The sequence below is a fragment of the Methylobacterium sp. 1030 genome (assembly GCF_040544715.1).
Classification (GTDB): domain Bacteria; phylum Pseudomonadota; class Alphaproteobacteria; order Rhizobiales; family Beijerinckiaceae; genus Methylobacterium.
Genome location: NZ_JBEPKM010000008.1, coordinates 210,940 through 229,510, shown reverse-complemented (window position 1 = coordinate 229,510; position 18,571 = coordinate 210,940). Strand labels below are relative to the sequence as shown.

The following is an 18,571-nucleotide window of genomic DNA, read 5'->3' as shown; positions in this document are numbered from 1 at the left end:
GGGTAGGATCGCCGCCAGATGAGGCGGGGCCGGCACAGGATCCTCCGCCGGGGAGATCACGTCCATGGCAATTCTTCGTCCCGCGCTGCTTCTCGGCCTCCTGCTCGGGGCGACGCCGGCGCTGGCCCAGAGCCCGGCTCCGGGCGCGGGCCCAGGCCCCGCCGCCCCGGCCGGCCCCATCGTGGGCGGCCGCCGGGTCACCCCCATGAGCCAGACCAAGCCGCCGGGCAACGCCGCGGCCACCGGACTGCCGCAGCCCGTGAGCCAGGCCGAGATGATCAAGGCTCAGAAGGCCGCCGAGGCCCGCTCGAAGGCCTGGGACAGCAAGATGCGGCACACGATGGGCTCGATCTGCCACGGCTGCTGAGGCCCGCGCCCCGTCCCGGGTGCCGGAGGCCGGCCTTCGGGACTGAGGTATCGAAACGCGAAGGGGCCGCCCGAACGGGCAGCCCCTCCATCGGTCGCCGGGGCGACAGGATCAGCGGGAGTAGAACTCGATGACGAGGTTCGGCTCCATCTGCACCGGGTAGGGCACCTCGGACAGGCTGGGGATGCGGGTGACGCGGGCGGTCATCTTGGCGTGGTCGGCCTCGATGTAGTCCGGCACGTCGCGCTCGGAGAGCTGGGTCGCCACGATGACGATCTCCAGCTGGCGGGACGACTCCTTGACCTCGATGAGGTCGCCGGCCTTCACCTGGTAGCTCGGGATGTTGACGCGGACGCCGTTCACCTTGACGTGCCCGTGGTTGACGAACTGGCGCGCGGCGAACGGGGTGGCGACGAACTTCGCCCGGTAGACCACGGCGTCGAGGCGGCGCTCGAGCAGGCCGACGAGGTTCTCGCCGGAATCGCCGCGCAGGCGGATCGCCTCGGCGTAGTAGCGGCGGAACTGCTTCTCGGTGATGTTGCCGTAGTAGCCCTTGAGCTTCTGCTTGGCGCGCAGCTGCGTGCCGAAGTCGCTCATCTTGCCCTTGCGGCGCTGGCCGTGCTGGCCGGGGCCGTACTCGCGGCGGTTGACGGGGCTCTTCGGGCGGCCCCAGATGTTCTGGCCCATGCGGCGGTCGAGCTTGTGCTTCGCCTGAATCCGCTTCGACATATCTTCCGCGTCCTCTCGTGACGAGAATGAGGAACGCGCCCTCCTTTTCCCGGCCCTTCGCGGTCCGGGACGACAGGGCGGGAAGATCCCGCCCACGGGTGCGCGTGAAAACGCGACGGGGCCCCGTGCGGAGCCCCATCGACGGGCGGGTCTTTAGGGGACGGACGCGCCGCGGTCAACCGTGAGAGGTCAGATGAACGAGTCAGTCGCGCTCCGGCGCGGTGCGCCCGCGGACGCGGACGCGATCCGGGCGCTGGTGGAGGCGGCCTACACGAAGTGGATCCCGGTGATCGGCCGCCTGCCGATCCCCATGCGGGCGGACTACGCGCAGGCTCTGCGGGACCACCGCTTCGACCTGCTGGTGGCCGGCCCGGATCTCGCCGGCCTGATCGAGACGCGGACCGAGGCCGATCACCTTCTGGTCGTCAACGTCGCGGTGCATCCGGCCTTCCAGGGCCGGGGCTTCGGCAGCCGGCTGATGGGACGCGCCGACGCCGTCGCGGGCGAGGCCGGGCTGACGCGACTGCGCCTCTACACCAACAAGAAGTACACGGCGAACCTGCGCCTCTACGGGGCACTCGGCTACCGGGTGGAGCGGGAGGAGCTCTACGACGGACCGGGCCGGACCCGCGACGACGACGTCACCGTGCACATGGTGAAGGACCTGGTTTGAGGAAATCGGCGCCGGCCCTGCCGCCATCGCGCGCGCAGCGAAGCGACCCGGAGTCGCGCGCCGCCGTCGAGCGTGGCGCCTCTGGGTCGCTTCGCTCCCCGCGCAGAGACGGGACGTCTCCCGGCTCCCCTCAGGTCACCACGCTCGGCTCAGGCCTTCCGGTGCGCGGCGCGATCTCGGCGATCGCGCGGGCTGCGGCGGCCACCGGGGCCAGCACCTCGGCCACGGCCAAGTCGAGCCGGTCCGGCGCGTTCTCGTAGCGCTCCAGGTAGACCCGCAGCGTCGCCCCGGCGGTGCCGGTGCCCGAGAGCCGGAACACCGCCCGCGCGTCCTCGGCGAAGCCGATCCGGATGCCCTGGCGCTCGGTGAGCGAGCCGTCGACCGGGTCGCGGTAGGCGAACTCGTCGGCCGTCGACACCGTGAGGTCGCCGATCCGCGTGCCCGGCAGCCCGGCGAGCTTCTCGCGGAGCGCGTCCATCAAGCCGTTGGCGGCGTCGGAATCGACCTCCTCGTAATCGTGGCGGGCGTAGTAGTCGCGCCCGTAAGCGCGCCAATGCGCCCGCACCAGCGCGTCGGCGCGCTCGCCGGTGGCGGCCAGGATGTTGAGCCAGAGCAGCACCGCCCAGAGCCCGTCCTTCTCGCGCACGTGGTTCGAGCCGGTGCCGGCGCTCTCCTCGCCGCACAGGGTGATGAGGCCCGCATCCAGCAGGTTTCCGAAGAACTTCCAGCCGGTGGGTGTCTCGTAGGCCTCGATGCCGAGGGCGGCGGCGACCCGGTCGGCGGCGCGGCTCGTGGGCATGGACCGCGCGACACCGGCGAGCCCACCGGCGTAGCCCGGCGCCCGGTGGGCGTGGGCGGCGAGCAGGGCGAGGCTGTCGCTCGGCGTCACGAACAGGCCCGGCGCGACGATCATGTTGCGGTCGCCGTCGCCGTCCGAGGCCGCGCCGAAATCCGGCGCGTCCGGGCCCTGCATCAGGTCGAACAGGTCGTGGCAGTGGACCGGGTTCGGGTCCGGGTGGTGGCCGCCGAAATCCTCTTTCGGAGTCGCGTTCACCACGGTGCCTGCGGGGGCGCCGAGCATCCCTTCGAGGATCGCCGTCGCGTACGGCCCCGTCACCGCGCTCATGGCGTCGAAGCGCATGCGGAAGCCGGAGGCGAACAGCCGCGACACCGCGTCGAAGTCGATCAGCGTGCGCATCAGCTCGGCGTAATCGGCCACCGGGTCGATCACCGTGACCGTCATGGCGCCGAGGCGGGTGTCGCCGAGCGTGTCGAGGTCGAGGTCCGGGGCCTCGACGACGCGGTACTCGGTCAGCGCCTTGGCCCGCGCGAAGATCGCGTCGGTGACGGTTTCCGGCGCCGGGCCGCCGTTAGCGGCGTTGAACTTGATGCCGAAATCGCCCTCCGGGCCGCCCGGGTTGTGGCTCGCCGAGAGGACGATGCCGCCGAGCGCCTTGGCCTTCCGGATCACGCAGGAGGCGGCCGGCGTCGAGAGAAGGCCGCCCTGCCCGACCAGGACCCGGCCGAAGCCGTTTCCGGCGGCCAGCCGCAGCGTCTTCTGCACCACCTCGCGGTTGAGGAACCGGCCGTCCCCGCCGAGCACCAGGGTGGCGCCCGCCCTGTCGGGCAGGGTGTCGAAGATCGCCTGGACGAAGTTCTCGACGTAGTTCGGCTGCCGGAACACCGGCACCTTCTTGCGCAGGCCGGAGGTGCCCGGCTTCTGGTCGGGGAAGGGCGTGGTCGCGACGGTCGTCGGGGTCGTCATAAGCGGGCGTCTCCCGGGCTCTCCCGCCTCAATGCCCGCGCGGAGGCGCGGCGTCACCAGCCCCGGCGACAGGGGCGGGCTTTTATCACGCGGTTTCGCCGGATCGGGCGACGGAACCCGCCGCCTGTCCGCCGCCGGCCGCCCCGGAGCGTTGCGCCCGCCGGCACCCGCCGGTTCAATCGCCCGAGCCGCCGGACAAGGCGGACCGGAGGAAACCATGGCGGACAGACCGATGCGGACAGATCCGAACGGGGCACGACCGGGCCGGGGCCTGGCCCGGCGCGAGCTGGTCGGGGCGCTCGCCGCCGGGGCGGCGGTCGCGGCCGCGGCGGCCCCTGCCGTCGCGGCTCCCGCGGCCCGGCTGGCCACGGAAGAGTTCCGCCTCCCCTGGAGCGAGCCGGGCGTCGACATCTACGTGCGCAACAAGCGCCCGGCCGGCACCGACACGTTCCCGGGCGACCGGATCCTGCTCTACGTGCACGGCTCGACCTACCCGTCCTCTACGGCCTTCGACCTGCCGCTCGGCGGGATGTCGGCCATGGACTACCTCGCGGGCCTCGGCTTCGACGTCTACTGCGTGGACCTGCCGGGCTACGGCCTGTCGGGGCGCCCGGCCGCCATGGACGCGCCGCCGGACGACAACCCGCCGCTGATGCGCACGCCCGACGCCGCCAAGGTGGTGGGGCAGGTCGTCGACTTCATCAAGAAGCGGCGCGGCGTCGAGAAGATCGACCTGATGGGCTGGTCCTGGGGGACCTCCACCATGGGGCTCTACACCAGCACCCACAACGACAGCGTCAACCGCCTCGTCCTCTACGCGCCGCAATGGCTCGCGCGCACGCCGGGCCTGATCGGCGGCGGTGGCAAGGTCGGGGCCTACCGCACCGTCAGCCGGGACAGCGCCCGGGCCCGCTGGCTGACCGGGGTGCCCGAGGACAAGAAGGCCGACCTGATCCCGGCGGGCTGGTTCGACCAGTGGGCCGACGCGACCTTCGCGACCGACGCGGACGGGGCGAAGCGGTCGCCGCCGGTCCTGCGCGCGCCGAACGGCACGGTCGCCGACAAGGACGCCTACTGGGCGGCCGGCAAGCCGCTCTACGACCCGGGCGAGATCCGCGTGCCGGTGCTGATCATCCACGCCGAGTGGGACGCCGACCTGCCGAGCTACCAGGCCCAGGAATACTTCGCCAAGCTCACCCACGCCCCCTACAAGCGCTTCGTCGAGCTGGGGGAGGGCACCCACACGGTGATGATGGAGAAGAACCGCATGCAGTTCCTCCACGCCGTCGGGGCGTTCCTCACGGAGGCGGACCCGCAGGCGCTGAACTGAGGCGCCTCGGCAATGAGGTCCGCGGCGGCCAGCTTGGCCGCCGCGGGAGGCGCGTCCTACTCCGCCGCCTGCCGGGCCGCGTAGCCCAGCCGCTCGTTCAGCGCGCGGATCAGCTTGGCTGCCGCCTCGGCGATCACCGTGCCGGGCGGGAAGATCGCCGCCGCGCCGGCCGCCGTCAGCGCCTCGTAGTCGCCCGGCGGGATGACGCCGCCGATGGCGATCATCACGTCGTCGCGGCCCTGCTCGGTGAGCGCCGCCTTCAGCTCCGGCACCAGCGTCAGGTGGCCGGCCGCCAGCGACGAGACGCCGACGATGTGGACGTCGTTCTCCACCGCCTGCCGGGCGGCCTCCGCCGGCGTGGCGAAGAGCGGCCCGATATCCACGTCGAAGCCGAGATCCGCGAAGGCCGAGGCGATCACCTTCTGGCCGCGGTCGTGACCGTCCTGGCCCATCTTGGCGACCAGGATGCGCGGCCGGCGGCCGTCGTTCTCCTCGAACGCCTCGACCAGCGCCCGGACTTCCTCGACCACTGGCGACATGCCCCCCACCTCACGCTTGTAGACGCCGGAGATCGAGCGGATCTCGGCGCGGTGCCGGCCCCAGGCCTTCTCCAGGGCCTCGGAAATCTCACCCACCGTCGCCTTGGCGCGGGCGGCCTCGACGGCGAGTTCGAGCAGGTTGCCGGCACCGTCGGCGGCCTTCGTGAGCGCCTCGAGCCGGGCCGTCACGGCGGCCTCGTCGCGCTCGTCGCGCAGGCGCTTGAGCTTGTCGATCTGGAGCCGGCGGACATTGCCGTTGTCGACCCGCAGCAGCTCGATCGCCATCTCGTCGTCGGCGCGGAACTTGTTGATGCCCACGATGGTCTGCCGGCCGGAATCGATCCGCGCCTGGGCGCGGGCGGCGGCCTCCTCGATGCGGAGCTTCGGGATGCCGGCCTCGATCGCCTTGGCCATGCCACCGAGCCCGTCGACCTCGCGGATGTGCTCCCAGGCGCGGGCGACCATGTCGGCGGTGAGCTTCTCCACGTAGTAGGAGCCGCCCCAAGGATCGACGATCCGGGTGGTGCCGCTCTCCTGCTGCAGGAACAACTGGGTGTTGCGGGCGATCCGGGCCGAGAAGTCGGTGGGCAGCGCCAGCGCCTCGTCCAGCGCGTTGGTGTGGAGCGACTGCGTGCCGCCCTGCGTCGCCGCCATCGCCTCGATGTTGGTGCGGGTGACGTTGTTGAACACGTCCTGGGCGGTGAGCGACCAGCCCGACGTCTGCGAGTGGGTGCGCAGGGCGAGCGACTTCTCCGACTTCGGATCGAACCCCTTCACGAGCTTCGCCCAGATCAGGCGCGCGGCCCGCATCTTGGCGACCTCCATGAAGAAGTTGGTCGAGATCGCCCAGAAGAACGACAGGCGCGGGGCGAACTGGTCGATGGTCAGCCCGGCCGCCAGCCCGGCCTTGATGTACTCGACGCCGTCGGCGAGCGTGTAGGCGAGCTCCAGGTCGTTCGTGGCGCCCGCCTCCTGCATGTGGTAGCCGGAGATCGAGATCGAATTGAACTTCGGCATGTTCTTCGACGTGTAGGCGAAGATATCGGAGATGATCCGCATCGATCCCTTGGGGGGATAGATGTAGGTGTTACGGACCATGAACTCCTTGAGGATGTCGTTCTGGATCGTGCCCGCGAGCTTCTGCGGCGGCACGCCCTGCTCCTCGGCGGCGACGATGTAAAGGGCGAGGATCGGCAGCACCGCGCCGTTCATCGTCATCGACACAGTCATCTCGTCCAGCGGGATGCCGGAGAACAGTGTGCGCATGTCGTAGATCGAGTCGATCGCCACGCCCGCCATGCCGACATCGCCCGAGACGCGGGGATGGTCGGAATCGTAGCCGCGGTGGGTGGCGAGATCGAAGGCGACCGACAGGCCCTTCTGCCCGGCCGCGAGGTTGCGGCGGTAGAAGGCGTTCGAATCCTCGGCCGTGGAGAAGCCGGCATATTGCCGGATCGTCCAGGGCTGGGTGACGTACATGGTCGGGTAGGGGCCGCGCAGGAACGGCGCGATCCCCGGATAGGTGTCGAGGAACTCGATGCCCTCCCGGTCCTCCGGCCCGTAGCGGCCCTTCACCGGGATGCCCTCCGGCGTCATCCAGGGCTCGCCGAGCGCCGGGGCCGACACCGCGAGCGATTCGCCTGAGAACGGGACTTCGGCGAAGTTCGGGATGCGGGAGGTCATGGCGTTGACTCGTTGTGGCGTTTGTCACGCCATTATAGGGACCCGCTCGGAGCGGGCTACTCCCCTATCGGTCAAGCCTCGCGCGGAGGCCGCGCGGCGCCGGCGCCCCGGCAGGCCTCAGCGGACCTCGACGTCCCGGTCCCCCGGGCCGCGCCGCAGCAGGTAGATCACGGCGCCGGCGAGCATCAGCGCCATCCCGTACCACGTGATCGCGTAGACGAGGTGGTTGTTGGGGAAGGCGATCACCGTGAGGCCGCCCACCGGCAGGCCGCCCGGATTGGGTGTCGCGTCCGCGTCCACGAAGTAGGGGGCGACGTCGGTCAGGTCCCGGGCGGCGGCGATCGCTGCCACGTCGCGGGAATACCAGCGGCCGTCCTTCGGATCGTTGGCGCGCAGGAACGCCCCCCCGGGCTCGGTCAGCCGCAGGAGGCCGGTCACCGCGGTCTCGCCGGCGACCTGCCCGGCCGCCCGGGTCGCCGGGTCCCGACGGTCGCCGGGCACGAAGCCGCGATTGACCAGCACGACGGTCCCGTCCGGCCGCCGCAGGGGCGTCAGCACCCAGAAGCCGCCGCCCAGCTCGGTGACGGCCTGAACCAGGGTCTCGCGATCGTGCAGGAAGGTGCCGGAGAGCCGGACATGCCGGTAGGCGTCGTCGGGGCCGACGCGCGGCCACGCGGCGGCGCCGGGCGCCGGCACGGGCGGCGCGTGGACCCGGGCATCGACCCGGGCGATCAGGTCGAGCTTCCAGGCCCGCCGCTCCACCTGCCAGGTCCCGAGCCCCAGCAGCACCAGGAAGACGAGGCCCGCGCCGGCGCCGAACACGGCGCGCCGCAGCAACGAGAGCGGGGCCGGGGAGGGGCCCGGATCGGACCCCCCTCCCGACCCCGCGGGTCTCGAAACCGAACGCGCGCTCAGCGGGCGTTCTTCATGACGTCGTGGGCATCCATCGGCATCATGTTGTGGTTGAGGTGGTACATGACCCACACCGAGCCGGCGAGCATGATCACCACCAGCGTGATGGTGAAGATCAGTGCCATGAAGGTCCAGCCGCCCTCCGACTTCGTGCTCATGTGCAGGAAGTAGATGACGTGCACGACCATCTGGACGCCGCCGAGCGCCAGGATCACCAGGGTGGTGACGAGGCTGTTGTCGAGCACGTTGCCCATCACCAGCCAGAACGGGATCACCGTCAGGATCACCGACAGGACGAAGCCCGTCATGTAGCTCTGGAAGGTGCCGTGCCCGCCCTCGCTGTGGGCGTCGTGGTGGCCGTGCCCGGCGGCGGCGTTGTGAACGTCGGCGCTCATTCGAGCACTCCCATCAGGTAGACGACGGTGAAGACGCCGATCCAGATCAGGTCGAGGAAGTGCCAGAACATCGACAGGCACATCAGCCGGCGCTTGTTCTCGACGATCAGGCCGCGCTTGCTCACCTGCACCATCAGCACGACGAGCCACAGGATGCCCATCGAGACGTGCAGGCCGTGCGTCCCGACCAGGGTGTAGAACGAGGACAGGAACGCGCTGCGCCAGGGCGGCGCGCCCTCGTGGAACAGGTGAACGAACTCGCGGATCTCCAGGGCCACGAAGGCGACGCCGAACAGGCCGGTGATGGCGAGCCAGATCTGCGTCTGCTTCACCCGGTCCCGGTCCATCTCCAGCATGGCGAAGCCGTAGGTGATGGACGAGAACAGCAGCATGGCGGTGTTCACCGCGATGCCCGGCAGGTCGAACAGCTCCTTCGGGGTGGGGCCGGCCGCGTAGCTGCGCCCGAGCACCCCGTAGGTCGCGAACAGGGTCGCGAAGATGAGGCAATCGCTCATCAGGTAGAGCCAGAACCCGAGCATTGTCGAGCCCTCGGAATGATGGCCCTCCTCGTCGGTCTGGTAGAAGACCGGCGCCGCGGCGCCGGGGGGTGCAGTCTCCGCGTGCATCATCGGATCACGCCATCTCCAGTTCGCGCGTCCGCTGACCTTCCGTCCGACTGACGACGTCGGCGGGAATGTAGTAGTCGCGATTGTAATTAAAGGTGTGGGCGATCGCCACGACGAAGATCGCCACGAAGCTGAGGATCGCCAGCCACCAGACGTACCAGACCATGGCGATGCCGAAGGTGAAGTTCAGCGCCGCCAGGATCGCGCCGGCCGCGGTGTTCTTGGGCATGTGGATCGGCCGGTAGCCCTTGAGCGGGCGGTCGAAGCCGCGGTTCTTCATGTCCCACCACGCGTCGGAATCGTGGACCACCGGCGTGAAGGCGAAGTTGTAGTCCGGCGGCGGCGAGGAGGTGGACCATTCCAGCGTCCGGCCGCCCCACGGGTCGCCGCTGAGGTCGCGCAGCTTGTCGCGGTTCCGGATCGAGACCACGAACATGATGATCTGCGAGGCGATGCCGCAGGCGATCAGCGCCGCGCCGAAGGCCGCGATCACGAACCAGATCTGCAGCGACGGGTCGTCGAAGTGCTGCATGCGCCGGGTCACGCCCATCAGGCCGAGCACGTAGAGCGGCATGAAGGCGACGTAGAACCCGGTCACCCAGAACACGAGGGCCATCTTCCCCCAGAACTCGTCGAGCTTGAAGCCGAAGGCCTTGGGAAACCAGAAGGTCACGCCGGCGAACATGCCGAACAGCACGCCGCCGATGATCACGTTGTGGAAGTGCGCGATCAGGAACAGCGAGTTGTGCAGGACGAAGTCCGCCGGGGGCACAGCGAGCAGGACGCCGGTCATGCCGCCGATCACGAAGGTGACGATGAACGCCACCACCCACAGCATCGGCACCTCGAACCGGATCCGGCCGCGGTACATCGTGAACATCCAGTTGAAGATCTTCGCGCCCGTCGGGATCGAGATGATCATGGTCGTGATCCCGAAGAACGAGTTCACGTCCGCGCCCGAGCCCATCGTGAAGAAGTGGTGCAGCCACACGAGGTAGGCGAGGATGGTGATCACCACCAGCGCGTAGACCATCGAGGTGTAGCCGAACAGGCGCTTGCCGCAGAAGGTCGAGGTGATCTCCGAGAACACGCCGAAAGCCGGCAGGATCAGGATGTAGACCTCCGGGTGACCCCAGATCCAGATCAGGTTGAAGTACAGCATGGCGTTGCCGCCGAGGTCGTTCGTGAAGAAGTGCGTGCCGACGTAGCGGTCGAGCGACAGCATCGCGAGAACGGCCGTGAGGATCGGGAAGGCGGCCACGATCAGGATGTTGGTGCACAGCGACGACCAGACGAAGATCGGCAGCTTCATCATGGTCATGCCGGGCGCCCGCATCTTCACGATGGTGGCGATCAGGTTGATCCCTGAGAGCAGCGTCCCGATGCCGGCGATCTGCAGGGCCCAGATGTAGTAGTCGACGCCCACGCCCGGGCTCATCGCCGCCCCGGAGAGGGGCGGGTAGGCCAGCCAGGTGGCGCGGGAGAACTCGCCGACGAAGAGCGAGACCATCACCAGCATGCCGCCGGCGACCGTCATCCAGAAACTGAAATTGTTCAGGAACGGGAAGGCGACGTCGCGGGCGCCGATCTGCAGCGGCACGGCGAAGTTCATGAGCCCCGTGACGAACGGCATCGCCACGAAGAAGATCATGATCATACCGTGGGCGGTGAAGATCTGGTCGTAGTGGTGCGGCGGCAGGAAGCCCTGCTGGTCGCCGAACGCGACCGCCTGCTGCGAGCGCATCAGGATCGCGTCGGCGAAGCCGCGCAGCAGCATGATGCCCGCGAAGATGCAGTACATGATGCCGATCTTCTTGTGGTCGATCGACGTGATCCAGTCACGCCACATCGGCCCCCAGAAGCGGTAGTAGGTGATGACGCCGAGCACGGTGAGGCCGACGACGGCCACGCCGGCGAACGTCCCCTGCAGGATCGGCTCGTGATAGGGGATCTGCTCGATCGTGAATCGCCCGACGAGCAGCTGCTGTAGGTCCAGGTTTGCGAACATGGGATCGGCCCGTTCAGTGGGTTCGACGGCGACCGCCGGTTGTGTGTGTGGAGTCCGCTGTCAGCACGCGCGGCCTCACTGGTTCAGCTGCTTCGGGGCGATCTGGATGCCCCCGCTCCGACCCCCGCCGGAGCCCTGGCCCGTGGCGTCGGGCGGCGTCGTCTGGCCCCGGACGTCCGGGTTGCCCATGTCGGGTCGCGGCTGCATGCCCTGCGGCTGCGTCTGGCCGTGCGGCGCCGTTCCGGAGGCCGGCGCCGTCGCGCCCGGCCCCTCGACGCCGCGCTCGGCGAGCCGGTTGTCGTACCGGAGACGCGCGTAGTTCTCCGCGGCCTCCGTGCCGGTGGCGCCGCCCTGCGCGTCGATCTTCGCCATCTCTCCGACGCACATCTGGTCGGGCCGGGGGCACATGCCGATGATCCGGTCGTACAGGCCCTTCATGTAGGACTTGTAGAACCGCGCCGGCTCGGCCTCGCTCGGCTCCTCCAGCTTCAGGTAGGCCTCCTGGGTCAGCTCGCCGCCCTCGGCCTTGGCCTTGGCGATCCACTGGTCGAACTTGTCGGTGGTCAGGCCGTGGAACTTGAAGAACATGTTGGAGAAGCCGGCGCCGCTGTAATGCGCCGAGCGGCCCTCGTAGGCGCCCTCGCGGTTGATCACCGCGTGGAGCTGGGTCTGCATGCCCGGCATCGCGTAGACCATGCCGGCGAGCGTAGGCACGTAGAACGTGTTCATCACGTCGGTGGCGGTGATCTTGAAGCGGATCGGCCGGTCCACCGGCGCGGCCAGCTCGTTGACCGTGGCGATCCCGTATTGCGGGTAGAGGAAGAGCCACTTCCAATCCATGGCCACGGCCTCGACCTCGAGCGGCACCGTCCCGGCCGGGACGTCGCGCTTCGGGTCGATCTTGCTGAGCGGCCGGAACGGATCGAGGGTGTGGGTCCCGATCCACGTGAGGGCGCCCAGGGCGATGATGATCATCAGCGGCGCCGTCCAGATCAGCACCTCGAGCTGCGTCGAGTGGTGCCATTCGGGATCGTAGACCGCGTCCTGGTTGCTGGCGCGGTAGCGCCACGCGAAGATCAGCGTGAAGGCGATCACCGGGACGATGATCAGGAGCATCAGCCCGGTCGCCGCCAGCACGAGGTTGCGCTGCTGCTCGGCGACGTAGCCGGCCGGGTGCAGGACCACGAAGTTGCAGCCGCCGAGCAGGGTCAGGAGCGGCAGGGCGAGGAGCGGCAGGAGGCGCCGAGCGCGACCGCCTCGGCGGGTCGCGGTGTCGGTCCTGTCCGGTCGATGGATCGTGGATGTCACAGCACGCGTCTCGTCATCCCAGGCCGCTGCCGCGGCACTTCTGCCATGCCGCTGCCGCGGCGCTTCTGCCGTACCGCGCGAGGCGGCGTTCCAGTCAGCTCACGGGCGGGCCGGGCGGCCTGCGCCGCCGGCCGCCGACTCACATCTGGCGCAGTTCCGACCGGTCGGTGAACAGGGCCACGAGGCTGCAGACCGCGCCGGAGAGGAGGTAGACGCCGATCATCGCCAGGCCGTAGCGCTGCGACAGGAACAGGGCCACCAGGGGCGCGAAACCGGCCCCGATCAGCCACGCGAAGTCGGAGGTCAGCGCCGCGCCGGTGTAGCGGTAGCGGTTGCCGAGGCGGGCGCTCACCGCTCCCGCGGTCTGGCCGTAGGCGAGGCCGAGCAGCATGAAGCCGATCGTGACGTAGATGGTCTGGCCGATGGCGCTCTCGCCGAACAGGAGCGGCGCGATGATGCTGCCGACGGCGAAGAAGCCGATCAGCGAGCTGCTCATGATCAGGCAGTTGCGGCGGCCGATCTGGTCGGCGATCAGCCCCGAGGCCGCCACCGCGCCGGCGCACACGATCGCGCCGGAGAACTGCACGATCAGGAACTCGCCCGGCGAGCGGGTCGTGCTGTTCAGCGCGAGCCACGCGATCGGGAAGATCGTCACGAGGTGGAACAGCGCGAAGGCGGCGAGCGGCACGAAGGCGCCGCGGACCACGTCGCCGGCGTGGTGGCGGAACAGCTCCAGGGCCGGGACCGGGCGCAGCCGGTCGAGGTCCATCATCCGGGCGAACTCGTCGGTGGCGACGAGGCGCAGCCGGGCGAACAGCGCGACCACGTTGATGGTGAAGGCGCAGTAGAACGGGAAGCGCCAGCCCCAGTCGATGAAATCGGCCTCGTCGAGATTGACGATGAAGAACGCGAACAGGGCGCTCGCCACCATGAAGCCCAAAGGCGCGCCGAGCTGCGGGATCATCGCGTACCAGCCGCGGCGCTCCCGCGGGGCGTTCATGGCGAGCAGCGAGGCGAGGCCGTCCCAGGCGCCGCCGAGGGCGAGGCCCTGCAGGATCCGCAGGCCGGCCAGGATGTATACCGCCGAGATGCCGATGCTGTCGTAGCGCGGCAGGAAGCTCACCGCCGCCGTCGACCCGCCGAGCAGGAACAGGGCCGTGGTCAGCTTGACGCTGCGGCCGTGGCGCCGGTCGATCGCCATGAACAGCACGGTGCCGAGCGGCCGGGCGATGAAGGCGAGGGCGAAGATCGAGAAGGCGTAGAGGGTGCCCTTCAGCGGGTCGACGAAGGGGAAATACACCTTCGGGAAGACCAGCACGCAGGCGATGCCGAACACGAAGAAGTCGAAGTATTCGGACGCGCGTCCGATCACCACGCCGATAGCGATCTCGTTGGGGTGGACCTTGTGGTCTCCCATCGCCTGCTGGGCGTCGCGCTCCAGGCCCGCGACCGTAGGGGTGTTCGCACTCATCTCTGATTGTCGCCCTCGCCGCGCGCCCGTGGGGACGCCTTGGCCGGAACTGCCTCTTGCGGCATGTCCAGAGGTACCGCAACCGGCTCCGGACGCAAGTTTACCCACTGACGCATGCATAGCACCGCGCGGCCGCGACCACCGGTGTCGCCACCGGGTGAGGACCGCTCACACGCGGTAATGGGCGGAATTCCGTGACAGGTTGATGTTGTAATAGGGGTCGGCACGCAGCTCCGGGCCCCAGCGGTCGAGCATGGTCAGCACCTCGCCCTCGAAGCGCTTCTGCTTCTCCGGCGTGTCCTCGGCCCCGCGGCTCTTCGACTCGTGATGAATCAATTTCGCGAAGGGGGTCCAGACGATCCGGTAGCCGGACCGGCGGATCTTCAGGCAGAGGTCGACGTCGTTGAAGGCGACCTTCAGGGCCTGCGCGTCGAAGCCGCCGACCTCCGCGAACACGTCCGCCCGCATGGCCAGGCACGCGCCGGTGACCGCCGAGACCTCGTGGGCGATGACCATGCGGCAGAAATAGCCCGGATCCGCGTCCGCGACGCCGAGATGGCTGTGGCCGGCCACGCCCCCGATCCCGAGGACGATGCCGCCGTGCTGGATCGTGTGGTCCGGGTAGAGGAGCTTGGCCCCGACGGCCCCGATCTCCGGCCGCACGGCGTGGCGGACCAGCTCGGCCAGCCAGCCGGGCTCGAGCACCTCGATGTCGTTGTTGAGGAACAGGAGCACCGCGCCGGTGGCCGCGGCGGCGCCGCGATTCGACAGATCCGAGAAATTGAACGCCCCCGGCACCGGCACGACGCGCACCCGCGGATCGTCCCGGTAGCGGGCGAACAGGGCGGCGGTCTCCGGCTCGCGGCTGTCGTTGTCGACGATGATCACCTCGATGTCGGGGTAGTCGGTCGCGCCGAGCAGTCCGTCGAGGGTCACCGACAGGATCTCGGCCCGGTCGCGGGTCGGGATGATCGCGGAGACCCGCGGCAGCGACGCCGGCAGCGGCCGGACCAGGCGGTTGAAGCCGCCGGGACCGCGCTCCGCGCGGCCGCCCCAGGGCGCCACGACCTCCTCCAGGGCGCGCAGGCGCGCGGCCTCCGCCCGGGCGAGCGCCCGGTCCGAGAAGGTCCCGGAGCCCTGCGCGGCGCGCCAGTGATAGAGCACCCGCGGGATGTGGCGGATGCGGGCGGGGTCGAGCCCGTCGGTCAGCCGCAGCAGCAGGTCGTGGTCCTGACTGCCCTCGAAGCCGGGGCGCAGGCCGCCGACGGCGCGCAGCGCCTCGGTGCGCACGACCGTGAGGTGGTTGATGTAGTTCTGGGCGTAGAGCAGCTCGCGGTCGAAGCAGGACTTGAAGTGCGGGTCGAATCGCCGGCCGCGCCCGTCGATCTTGTCCTCGTCGCTGTAGATCAGCACGAGGCCCGGGTCGCGGCGCAGCGCCCGGGCGACCTCGTAGAGGGCGTCCTCGGTGAGCGCGTCGTCGTGGTCCATGAAGGCGCAGACCGCCCCCCGGGCCATGCCCAGCGCGTCGTTGGTCGCCCGGGCGATGTGGCCGTTCTCCGTCCGGGCGAGGACGCGGATGCGCGGGTCGGCCTCGGCCGCCCGGCTCAGGATCCGCGGGATCTCGGGGCGCGTGGAGGCGTCGTCCACGGCGCACAGTTCCCAGTGGGGGTAGAGCTGCGCCCGCAGCGAGGCCAGGGCCGCGCGCAGCACCTTCGGGTCCGGATCGTGGACCGGCATCAGCACGGAGATCAGGGGCGGATCGGTCCAGGCGGCGATCTCGGCGGCGATCCCGTCCCGCTCCGCGCGGCGCAGGGTGTGGGTCCCGAGCCAGGCCTCGTAGCCGCTCACGCGCCGGTGGCGCAGCGCCCGGCCGAGGAAGCCCCGCGCGCGCACCTTCTTGCCGAGGATCCGCCAGGTGAAGGCCTGCACGGTCAGGCCGGGATCGCGCAGGAGCCCGCGGGCGGCCAGGACCGGCCGGGCGAGGCGGCGCACGGCGATCCGGCGCAGCCGGACCGGGACGCGCCCGGCCGGGTCGGCGACGCGCAGCTCGACGACGTCCTCGGGCAGGCAGCCGATCCACGCGAAGGCGCCGCCGCCCCGGGCCTCCTGCGGCAGCAGCGTGCCCGCCCGTCCGTCGGGACCGACGAAGCTGATGTCGGGGAGGGTGTCGCGGGCCTCGGCCGGGTCGTTGGACAGGATGATCTCGACCCAGCGGCCCGCGAGATCCGGCAGCGCGACGCGCAGCCCGTCGGAGCCCGCCCGCGCCGGGAGGGCGCGCCGCTTGCCCCAGAGCCCCGTGACCTGCGCCGTCGGGAGGCGGAATTCGGGCACCGCCGGCCCGGTCGAACGCACCATCAACTCCAGCTCTTGTCGACCGAGGCCTTCACGGCATCCGACATGGCCACGTCGAACACGATCATGTCCTCGACCGCCTTGACGCTCTTCAGGCGCTCGGCCAGCGCCAGCGTCTCGGCCGGCACCGGCGGCAGCGCCGGGATCGGCGCGCCGATCCCGAGGCGGTCGAACAGCGTCGACGCGAAGGCGGGGAACCGGGTCTTGTGGCCGACGATCCCGACCCGGGCGAGAATCTCGATCGCCGCGATCGAGTTGCCCGGATGCAGCCGGTCGTCCGGCATGCGGGTCCCGAGCTGGCGGGTCAGGGGGTTGTAGAGCAGCCGGTAGGCGGGCTCGGGCAGCATCCGGAAGAAGCGCTTGAGGCTCTTCACGTCGGAGAAGTCGTACCCGTCCGCGAAGGCGGCGGCCTCGGCCAGCGGCCCCAGGCGCCAGCTGCGCGCCGGATCGGCCGCATCCGCGGCCCGGGCCTTCAGCCAGCGCATTCGGGCCGCCATCTCGATCTGCGGTTCCTGGAGCAGGATGGCCGTGACCATCAGGTCCGGCGTCATGAAGTTCTCGTAGCGCGGGATGGTCACGGCGCCCGACAGGAAGGCCGACGGGGCGGCCGGGCCGGCCAGGACGCAGCTCAGGATCTCGTCCGGCAGCTTGTGGATGCCGAAGTAGCAGTGCTGGAAATACGGGAAGAGCGCCGTCTGGAGGACGGTCTCGGGCTCGATGCCGGTGTTGATCAGCATGGTCCGCAGCCGGATCTGACCCTCGACCGGCATGCGGCGGTAGACCAGCACGTTGGTGTCGGCATCGTAGAGTTCGAGCCGCGGGATCTCGGACAGGCCCGGCACCTCGGCCTCGCTGACCACGAAGGTGCATTGCCCGGTGGCGTGCCAGCCGTTGCGCTTGAACGCCTCGTCGATGACGCTGGCCGGGACCTCGGCCACGCGTCGGCCGTCGACCGCGACCACGACCCGGCTGATGGCGAGGGGATTGTCCGGCACGATCCAGCCGCGGATCGAGTCGCCCTGATCGTGGTCGATGAAGTAGCGCATGTCCTGAAGCGTGAGGCGGCGGCATGCCGGCGCCGAGTGTCCGCCATGTGTCGCGGCGCGGCCGGATGCCGAGCGGCAGGGCCATAGCGCATTTTCCCGTCGGCGTGCACCATGGCGCGTTCGGCCCGGAGACGGATCCCGGCGGGTTGCCACCGCCGGCTCGTTCTCCCCGTCTCTAAGCCATTGACGCAAAATGCGCTATCCACGCGCGGCGCGGGGCGATCGGGTCGGCGCGCGCCGCGGCCGGACCATTGAGGGACGCGATCGATCGGCCTGGTCACGCAGGTTCCGCTTGCGCCCTCGCCGGGCAGCCGCTATAGGCCCCGCCCACCGGAGCCCGAACGGCGCCGGCCCGGACGCGCAGCTCGGCGGGAGAGCACTACCTTGACACGGTAGTCGGCACTCTCATAAGTTACTGAGCAGTCTGGACTATTTCGATGGCTTGCAGGTTCGTCGAACCTGATCGCGGTCGATACGGAGACGTAGCACAGCGGTAGTGCATTCCCTTGACATGGGAAAGGTCACAGGTTCGATCCCTGTCGTCTCCACCATTCGACGCCGTGACTCCCGGCCCGTCTCCAGATTGAACGCCCCAGACTGACGTCACGGCAGGATCGCCCACCGAGAGGGGTTCTCCGAACCCGTCGCGGCCTCCGGAATCGCGCCTGCCCGCTCCTCCCTCACGGCGTCGCTCGTGCCTCCTCTCGCGTGGCGAGACGGCGAGGCTCGAGCAGAACCGATGCCCGACCCGTCGGCGGGACCGGGATCCTACGGGATCGCGGCGCGGGCGAGGGCCGCGCGGCGCAGCCGACAGGCGGCCTCCGTGACACGGCGCGAGCGGTCCCGTCCCGCGTCCGGCCGCGCGCGGTCGCAGGTCTTCGCGACCGCGTCCAGCACGGCCGAGGCCGCCGCCATGAGGGCCAGCGTCGTCGCCGAACCGACCGAGACTAGGAAGAAGATCGTTGCGATGACTTGCGGAGCGGTCATGACGCACCTCCTCGGGTGCTTCGCGGTGATGCGGGAGACTTATGGCCGGTGCGGCGGGAACAGCGTGCGGCCGAGCACGGGCCGCGTCGCGTCGGGCGCACCGCCCGCGGGCTCCGGACGGGGGGAGAACCTCAGCTCGATCGTCCGGCCCTCGCGCGCGACGACCTCGCAGGCTTGGTTCAGCAGCAGGGCGATCGAGACGAGCCGGACGGCCTGCGGTGGCACCGCCTCCGGCTGGACCTCGATCCGCGCCCCGGATGTCCTGAGCTCCCAGATCAGGCAGTCACAGCATTCCTGCGGGTGCCCGAAGAAGATCTGTCCGGTCTTGAAGGCCGGCCTCCAGGCCTCTTCCATGCGGTTCCCGGCCATCGCGATCTCCT

16 protein-coding genes and 1 tRNA gene are annotated in these 18,571 nt (G+C 70.0%); 4 read left to right on the top strand and 13 right to left on the bottom strand.

What is annotated here, in order from left to right; genetic code table 11:
• Positions 1 to 64: 64 nt before the first annotated feature.
• Positions 65 to 367, top strand: a complete 303-nt coding sequence (locus ABIC30_RS13785) for a hypothetical protein (RefSeq protein ID WP_042670838.1) — start codon at positions 65 to 67, stop codon at positions 365 to 367.
• A 111-nt stretch (positions 368 to 478) separates the two neighbouring features.
• Here ABIC30_RS13785 and rpsD read toward each other — a convergent pair whose 3' ends face one another.
• On the bottom strand, positions 479 to 1,096 hold the full coding sequence (rpsD, locus tag ABIC30_RS13780) for a 30S ribosomal protein S4 (protein WP_010686187.1): 618 nt from the start codon (positions 1,094 to 1,096) through the stop codon (positions 479 to 481).
• Between the two features lie 193 nt (positions 1,097 to 1,289).
• On the opposite strand from rpsD, the gene ABIC30_RS13775 reads away from it, so the two are divergent.
• Positions 1,290 to 1,769, top strand: coding sequence for a GNAT family N-acetyltransferase (locus ABIC30_RS13775; protein WP_020093228.1), 480 nt, complete (start codon positions 1,290 to 1,292; stop codon positions 1,767 to 1,769).
• Positions 1,770 to 1,899: 130 nt separating this feature from the next.
• Here the strand turns inward: ABIC30_RS13775 and ABIC30_RS13770 are convergent, their stop codons facing one another.
• Positions 1,900 to 3,534 carry an alpha-D-glucose phosphate-specific phosphoglucomutase gene (locus ABIC30_RS13770; RefSeq protein WP_103985000.1) on the bottom strand — a complete coding sequence of 545 codons (1,635 nt, stop codon included), beginning with the start codon at positions 3,532 to 3,534 and terminating at the stop codon, positions 1,900 to 1,902.
• A gap of 217 nt (positions 3,535 to 3,751) precedes the next feature.
• Between ABIC30_RS13770 and ABIC30_RS13765 the strand changes: the two genes are divergently transcribed.
• Positions 3,752 to 4,864, top strand: coding sequence for an alpha/beta hydrolase (locus tag ABIC30_RS13765; RefSeq protein ID WP_049961816.1), 1,113 nt, complete (start codon positions 3,752 to 3,754; stop codon positions 4,862 to 4,864).
• 56 nt (positions 4,865 to 4,920) lie between these two features.
• Here the strand turns inward: ABIC30_RS13765 and scpA are convergent, their stop codons facing one another.
• From scpA to ABIC30_RS13720, 9 genes are all read right to left on the bottom strand, one after another.
• A complete protein-coding gene (scpA, locus tag ABIC30_RS13760; protein WP_020093231.1) occupies positions 4,921 to 7,086 on the bottom strand; it encodes a methylmalonyl-CoA mutase in 2,166 nt (721 codons plus the stop codon).
• A 117-nt stretch (positions 7,087 to 7,203) separates the two neighbouring features.
• A complete protein-coding gene (locus ABIC30_RS13755) occupies positions 7,204 to 7,923 on the bottom strand; it encodes an SURF1 family protein (RefSeq protein ID WP_020093232.1) in 720 nt (239 codons plus the stop codon).
• A 74-nt stretch (positions 7,924 to 7,997) separates the two neighbouring features.
• Positions 7,998 to 8,393: a cytochrome o ubiquinol oxidase subunit IV gene (gene cyoD / locus ABIC30_RS13750; RefSeq protein WP_020093233.1), complete on the bottom strand. Its 396-nt coding sequence runs from the start codon at positions 8,391 to 8,393 to the stop codon at positions 7,998 to 8,000.
• Entirely contained in the window at positions 8,390 to 9,022 is a 633-nt protein-coding gene (gene cyoC, locus ABIC30_RS13745; protein ID WP_020093234.1) for a cytochrome o ubiquinol oxidase subunit III, read from the bottom strand. The genes cyoD and cyoC overlap by 4 nt, the downstream gene beginning before the upstream one ends.
• 4 nt (positions 9,023 to 9,026) lie before the next feature.
• Entirely contained in the window at positions 9,027 to 11,027 is a 2,001-nt protein-coding gene (gene cyoB, locus ABIC30_RS13740; protein ID WP_020093235.1) for a cytochrome o ubiquinol oxidase subunit I, read from the bottom strand.
• Between the two features lie 75 nt (positions 11,028 to 11,102).
• Positions 11,103 to 12,335 carry a ubiquinol oxidase subunit II gene (gene cyoA, locus ABIC30_RS13735; RefSeq protein WP_020093236.1) on the bottom strand — a complete coding sequence of 411 codons (1,233 nt, stop codon included), beginning with the start codon at positions 12,333 to 12,335 and terminating at the stop codon, positions 11,103 to 11,105.
• 139 nt (positions 12,336 to 12,474) lie between these two features.
• Complete coding sequence (locus ABIC30_RS13730; protein WP_020093237.1) at positions 12,475 to 13,806, bottom strand: MFS transporter; 1,332 nt, start codon at positions 13,804 to 13,806, stop codon at positions 12,475 to 12,477.
• Positions 13,807 to 13,974: 168 nt separating this feature from the next.
• Complete coding sequence (locus ABIC30_RS13725; protein ID WP_354455440.1) at positions 13,975 to 16,161, bottom strand: glycosyltransferase family 2 protein; 2,187 nt, start codon at positions 16,159 to 16,161, stop codon at positions 13,975 to 13,977.
• The gene (locus ABIC30_RS13720) at positions 16,161 to 17,204 is read right to left on the bottom strand and encodes a hypothetical protein (protein WP_091926348.1); all 1,044 of its coding nucleotides are present in this window, start codon (positions 17,202 to 17,204) and stop codon (positions 16,161 to 16,163) included. The genes ABIC30_RS13725 and ABIC30_RS13720 overlap by 1 nt, the downstream gene beginning before the upstream one ends.
• 476 nt (positions 17,205 to 17,680) lie before the next feature.
• Here ABIC30_RS13720 and ABIC30_RS13715 point away from each other — a divergent pair.
• Positions 17,681 to 17,755, top strand: a tRNA-Val gene (locus ABIC30_RS13715).
• Between the two features lie 217 nt (positions 17,756 to 17,972).
• Here the strand turns inward: ABIC30_RS13715 and ABIC30_RS13710 are convergent.
• Both ABIC30_RS13710 and ABIC30_RS13705 read right to left on the bottom strand, forming a co-directional pair.
• The gene (locus ABIC30_RS13710; RefSeq protein ID WP_020093240.1) at positions 17,973 to 18,191 is read right to left on the bottom strand and encodes a hypothetical protein; all 219 of its coding nucleotides are present in this window, start codon (positions 18,189 to 18,191) and stop codon (positions 17,973 to 17,975) included.
• A 39-nt stretch (positions 18,192 to 18,230) separates the two neighbouring features.
• Positions 18,231 to 18,560 (bottom strand): hypothetical protein, encoded by a 330-nt coding sequence (locus tag ABIC30_RS13705; RefSeq protein ID WP_020093241.1) that lies wholly within the window; start codon positions 18,558 to 18,560, stop codon positions 18,231 to 18,233.
• Between the last annotated feature and the right edge of the window lie 11 nt (positions 18,561 to 18,571).